Consider the following 5157-nt stretch of genomic DNA (forward strand, 5'->3'; position numbering starts at 1 on the left):
CCAGCCGGGCGCGGATGCCCGGCGCGCGCTCTATGCGCGCATGGTCCTCGACCACCGGCTCAGCGTGCAGGACCCGCTGGCGCCCGAAGGCGACCACGAAGGCAAAGCCGCAGAGCTGGTGTTTTTGCAGCGGCCGGTGACCCTGGTGGAGGTAGCGGGGTTGCTGAGCTAGCGAAGCCGCAGCGATAGAATCGATGGGCCTCGGCCTGCTGGATCCCCGCATGCGCAAGATATGACGACCGTGGGTTGCGGCTCTGGCATGCCGGAAGCGCACCGATCGTCATTTTCCAGTTCCCCTCCCCCCGGACTCCGCTAGATTGCCCGCAACGGTCGCAACAAGACCAGGATGGGAGGACAGCGGTGCACAAGGGACGTGTCGCGTTCGGCGCTATGGACGAGGTGATTTTCGGAACCGCCGCCGCCGAGGCGGTCGTGGCGCAGGTCGAGCGCCTCGGGGTCGAGCGCGCCTTTCTGATGGTCAGCGGCACGCTCAACCGCGAAACCGACGAGATCGAGAAGATCAGGACCGCGCTGGGTTCGCGCTGCGCGGGCACGTTCGCTGCGATGCCGGCGCATACGCCGCGCGCCGCCGTGATCGCGGCGTCCGAGCAGGCCCGCGCCGCCGGCGCCGACCTCATCGTCACGGTCGGCGGCGGCTCGATCACCGACGGCGCCAAGGCGGTGCAGATCTGCCTCGCCAACGATATCCGTAATGTCGATGACATTGACAGGGTTCGCGCCGGCAGGGGCGGCCCGCCTGACCTGATGCCGCCGACGGTGCGCCAGATCAGCGTGCCCACCACGATCGCCGGCGGCGAGTTCAGCGCCATTGCCGGCGTCACCAACGAACGCACCAAGGTCAAGGAGCGACTGGATCATCCGCTGGTGATGCCGCGCGCGGCGATCCTCGATCCGGCCTTGACCGTGCATACGCCGGAATGGCTGTTTCTCTCGACCGGCATCCGCGCCGTCGATCACTGTGTCGAAGGCATTTGTTCGCGCGAGGCGCATCCCTACGCCGACGCGCAGGCGATCAAGGGATTGTCGATGCTGGCGCAGGGCCTGCCGCGGGTGAAGGCCGACCCCGGCGATCTCGACGCGCGGATGGATTGCCAGATCGGCACCTGGCTCTCGATGGGTCCGTTGTCGTCGGGCGTGCCGATGGGCGCCAGCCACGGCATCGGCTATGTGCTCGGCGCCGTTTTCGACGTGCCGCACGGCTATACTTCCTGCGTGATGCTGCCCTCGGTGATGCGATGGAACAGATCCGTCAATCCGGATCGGCAGGCGCTGGTGGCGGCGGCGATGGGGCAACCCGGCCAGGACGCCGGCGACGTGCTCGACGGCTTCATCCGGGGGCTCGGCATGCCGCGCAGCCTGCAGGACGTGCGGATCGGTCCCGAGCATTTCGACCGCATCGCCGATCAGGCGATGGGAACGCCCTGGGTTCCGCGCAACCCGCGCAGGATCGATTCCCCCGCGCAGCTGCGCGAGATTCTCGTGATGGCCGCCTGAGAGAACCTGGAGAAGAAATGTACACCGGCAAGCATGCACGTCTGCGTCCCCTGCAGCCCGCCTTCATCATGGCCGGATCCGGCGAGACCGTGACCTATCGCGAACTGGAGGCGCGCAGCAACCGGCTGGCGCATCTGTTGCGCAATCTCGGCCTTAAGCGGCTCGATCACTATGCGATCTTCATGGAGAACAACAGCCGCTATCTGGAAACCTGCGGCGCCGGCGAGCGGTCGGGCCTGTACTACACCTGTGTGAACTCGTATTTGACGCCGAGCGAACTCGCCTACATCGTCGGCAACAGCGAATCCCGCGTGCTCTTCACGTCGGTGGCAAAGCTCGATGTCGCCCGCGAGGCGCTCGAACAATGCCCCAGGGTCGAACTCTGCATCGTGGTCGACGGACCAGGCGAGAGCGCGCGCATCGTCGGCCTGCGCGAGGCCACGGCCGGGCTGCCCGGCACACCGATCGCGGACGAATCCGTCGGCACCGCGATGCTCTATTCTTCCGGCACCACCGGGCGTCCCAAGGGCATCTTGCGGCCGTTGCCGGAACTGGCGGCAGACCAGCAGCTGCCGCTGTTCGATTTCCTGCACAGGCTGTGGCAATACCGCGAAGGCATGATATACCTGTCGCCGGCGCCGCTGTACCATTCGGCCCCGCAGGCCGCCGTCAACCTCGCCATCAAGAGCGGCGGCACCGTCATCATCATGGAGCAGTTCGATCCCGAGCGTTACCTCGACCTGGTCGAGCAATGGGGCGTCACCCACACCCAGCTGGTGCCGACCATGTTCTCGCGCATGCTGAAACTGCCGGAGAACAGGCGCAACGGACATGACCTGTCGTCGCTGGAGATCGCGATCCATGCCGCCGCGCCGTGTCCGGCGGCGGCGAAGGAAGACATGATCAAATGGTGGGGCCCGATCATCCACGAATATTACGGCGCCACCGAAGGTCTCGGCTTTACCGCCTGCAACAGCGAGGAATGGCTGGCGCACCGGGGCAGCGTCGGCCGCGTGCTGCTCGGCGACCTCCACATTCTCGATGAAGACATGAAGCCCTGCCCGATCGGCACGCCCGGCACGGTCTGGTTCAAGACCGCGACGCCGTTCGAATATTTCAACGACCCTAACAAAACCAGGGAGGCGCGCTCGCCGGACGGCAGCATGAGCACGGTCGGCGACGTCGGCTATGTCGACAAGGACAATTTCCTGTACCTGACCGACCGCGCGACCTTCATGATCATCTCCGGCGGCGTCAACATCTACCCGCAGGAATGCGAGAACCTGCTGATCACCCATCCCAAGGTCGCGGACGCCGCCGTATTCGGCGTGCCCAATTCCGATCTCGGCGAGGAGGTCAAGGCCGTGGTGCAGCCGATGCCGGGGATTGCGCCCAGCGCTGATCTGGCCGACGAACTGATCGCCTTCTGCAGCCAGTCGCTGTCGCGCCAGAAAGTGCCGCGCTCGATCGACTTCGAGGCGGAACTGCCCCGCCTGCCGACCGGCAAGCTCTACAAGCGGCTGCTGCGCGACCGCTACTGGGGCGACAAGACGTCCAGGATTCTGTAAAGGCGACGACAGGCCTGTGGCCCGCTGACGCGCGGCGAACAGATGCGGCGTGGCATAACCCTTGAATAGGTGCCTTTGAACAGGTCCACGCCGCGTGTGCCTGTACGGATTGAGCCGGACCGACCGGAAGGAAATGCGTGGCCGCACCGATCAATATGGAAGTCTACAGCGACGCGCTGGTCGTGCTCGGGACGGCCGGCATCGTCGTACCCCTGGTTCGACGGTTCGGAATCAGCCCCGTGCTCGGCTACCTCGCGGCAGGGGCGGTGCTTGGGCCGCTCGGACTGGGCTCGCTCATCAAGACCTTTCCGTTCCTGTACTGGCTTACGGTGGTTGACGCCAGGAACGTCGCCGGGATTGCCGAACTCGGGGTGGTCTTCCTGCTGTTCATCATCGGCATGGAGCTGTCCTTTGAACGTCTCAAGCTCATGCGCCGCCTTGTATTCGGGCTCGGAAGCCTGCAGATCATCCTCTCCGCCACGGTGATCGGCGGCATTGCCAGCCTGTTCGGCAACCCGCCCACGGTATCGATCATCCTCGGCTTGTGCCTTGCGCTGTCCTCGACCGCGATTGTCATCGAAGTGCTTTCCAACCACGGCCGGCTGGCCACTACTGCCGGCCGAACCAGTTTTTCCGTCCTGCTGGCGCAGGACCTGGCCGTGGTTCCGATCCTGCTTCTCGTCTCCATCATGGGAAGCCGGACGGAAAGCTCGGTGATGACCAACATCGCGTTCGCATTCGTGAATGCGACGCTGGCCGTTGCAGCGATCGTGATCGTCGGACGTCTGCTGTTGCGGCCGCTGTTCCGGCTGGTCGCTTCTACCGGCTCTCCCGAATTGTTCGTGGCGGCGGCGCTGTTTGCGATCATCGGCGCCGGTTTCGCCGCGGCGCTCGCCGGACTTCCGATGGCGCTGGGGGCGTTCGTCGCGGGGCTGTTGCTCGCCGAGACCGAATTCCGCAAGGCGATCGAAACCACCATCGGCCCCTTCAAGGGGCTGCTGCTCGGGATATTCTTCTTTACCGTCGGCATGAACATCGACATCCGCGAGCTCATCCGCGAGCCGCTGCTGCTTGTTGCATCCGTCGTCGGGCTCATCGTGATCAAGTCGGTGCTGATGATCGGCCTCGCCCGCATCTTCCGCCTGTCCCTGCCGACTGCGATCGAAACCAGTCTGCTGCTTGGCCCCGGCGGCGAGTTCGCATTCGTCGGCATCGGCCTCGCCACTTCACTCGGGCTGGTCGCCTACGACGTGTCCAGCTTCGTCTTGACGGTGACGTCGATCACCATGGCGCTTATACCGGCGCTGGCTCTGGCGGCGCGACGACTGGCGCCGAGGTTCCGGGGGCCCAGGATGGTCGACCCGGAACTCACCATAGCGCCCGCCGGCGGCACCGGGCATGCCATCGTCGTCGGCCATGGCCGGGTGGGACAGGTGGTCTGCACCCTGCTGGACCGGCATGGCTGTCCCTATCTTGCGGTCGACAACGACGCCGCAGCGGTGCCCGAACAACGGCGAAGCGGCCGCGAGGTCTATTACGGCGACGCCACGCTCCCGGAATTTCTCAGGGCTTGCGGGGTCATGGACGCCAAGGCGGTGATCGTCACGGTTTCCGCACCGGACGCGATCGACGAAGTCGTGCGGCAGGTGCGCGCGCTGCGAAGCGATATCGTGATCGTTTCACGCGCCCGCGACGCTGCCCACGCACGCCACCTCTATTCGATCGGCGTCACCGACGCCGTACCCGAGACCATCGAGGCCAGCCTGCAATTGTCGGAAGCCGCATTGATCGGCCTGGGGCAGGCCACGGGACTGGTCATTGCCTCGATCCACGAAAGGCGCGACGAGTTCCGGCTCGAGCTGCAGCAGGCGGCGGGGCTGACTGGGGATAAACCATCGAATTCGATCCGGCGGAAAACGCTCCGCCGGCCGTAATGTGCGACGACGCTGGCGATCGTCATGCCGCCGCGATCAGCGACCCCAGCGGTACATCCAGCGCATAAACGAATCCGGAAGGAGCGTAGGAAAGCTGCACCTGCCCGTTCAACTGCTGGCCGAGCGACTCCATCATGCGG

At 65.4% G+C, this 5157-nt stretch carries 3 protein-coding genes; all 3 read left to right on the top strand.

Annotation, left to right across the window (positions count from 1 at the left end; translation table 11 throughout):
• Window positions 1–360: 360 nt before the first annotated feature.
• The 3 genes from Q8R73_RS22820 (at window position 361) to Q8R73_RS22830 (ending at window position 5017) form a co-directional block, all read left to right on the top strand.
• Entirely contained in the window at window positions 361–1515 is a 1155-nt protein-coding gene (locus Q8R73_RS22820) for an iron-containing alcohol dehydrogenase (protein ID WP_305721811.1), read from the top strand.
• A 17-nt stretch (window positions 1516–1532) separates the two neighbouring features.
• On the top strand, window positions 1533–3083 hold the full coding sequence (locus Q8R73_RS22825; protein WP_305721812.1) for an AMP-binding protein: 1551 nt from the start codon (window positions 1533–1535) through the stop codon (window positions 3081–3083).
• Between the two features lie 137 nt (window positions 3084–3220).
• On the top strand, window positions 3221–5017 hold the full coding sequence (locus Q8R73_RS22830; protein WP_305721813.1) for a cation:proton antiporter: 1797 nt from the start codon (window positions 3221–3223) through the stop codon (window positions 5015–5017).
• The last annotated feature ends 140 nt before the right edge of the window (window positions 5018–5157 follow it).

Source organism: Bradyrhizobium sp., assembly GCF_030697065.1.
GTDB lineage: Bacteria > Pseudomonadota > Alphaproteobacteria > Rhizobiales > Xanthobacteraceae > Bradyrhizobium.

Excerpts from the sequence above, each read along its gene's own strand:
- Q8R73_RS22825 (WP_305721812.1), top strand. The coding sequence starts at position 1,533 with ATGTACACCGGCAAGCATGCACGTCTGCGTCCCCTGCAGCCCGCCTTC.